2 protein-coding genes are annotated in these 608 nt (G+C 67.6%); both read left to right on the plus strand.

Annotated features, from left to right (window positions below; genetic code table 11):
* The coding region (locus tag AC1DQC_RS19990) for an IS30 family transposase (RefSeq protein ID WP_477052974.1) at nt 1-292 on the plus strand (292 nt) is incomplete at its 5' end.
* An 81-nt stretch (nt 293-373) separates the two neighbouring features.
* Nucleotides 374-608 (plus strand): HNH endonuclease (locus tag AC1DQC_RS19995; protein WP_477052975.1); only part of this gene is annotated, 235 nt, incomplete at its 3' end.

Consider the following 608-nt stretch of genomic DNA (forward strand, 5'->3'; position numbering starts at 1 on the left):
CCTACGGGGATCGCTGACCTGGGATCAGGGCTGCGAGATGGCCAAGCACAGGCAGTTCTCGCTGGCCACCGACATGGCGGTCTACTTCTGCGACCCGGCCAGCCCCTGGCAACGCGGCACCAACGAGAACACCAACGGACTCCTGCGGCAGTACTTCCCCAAGGGCGCCGACCTGAGCGCCTTCGGACCCGAAGACCTCGAACACGTCGCCCAGCAACTCAACGGCCGACCACGCAAAACGCTCGACTGGGAAACCCCAGCCGAGCGTCTGCGTGATCTACTTACCGCCTGATGCCAGGCAGTGTTGCGACGACCCCCTGAAACCGCCATGTGCCGGGGCCTTCGCCGTGCCCAGCGACGGTAGAGTGTGGCCATGGCGATCAGCCGCAAGTCCAGGTACGCGCGGCGACGCAAGCGGCGGATGGACCTCGTCGAGCACGACCTCACCGCCCCGCAGTGGACCGCGCTACAGGAGGCATGGAACGGCTGCGCCTACTGCGGCGCCCGGGACCAACCGCTGCAGCGCGACTGCGTCCTGCCGATCTCGCGAGGCGGCCGCTACACGCTGGGCAACATCGTGCCGGCCTGCGCCTCGTGCAACTCCAGCA

The organism is Cellulomonas sp. P4_H12 (assembly GCF_056400905.1).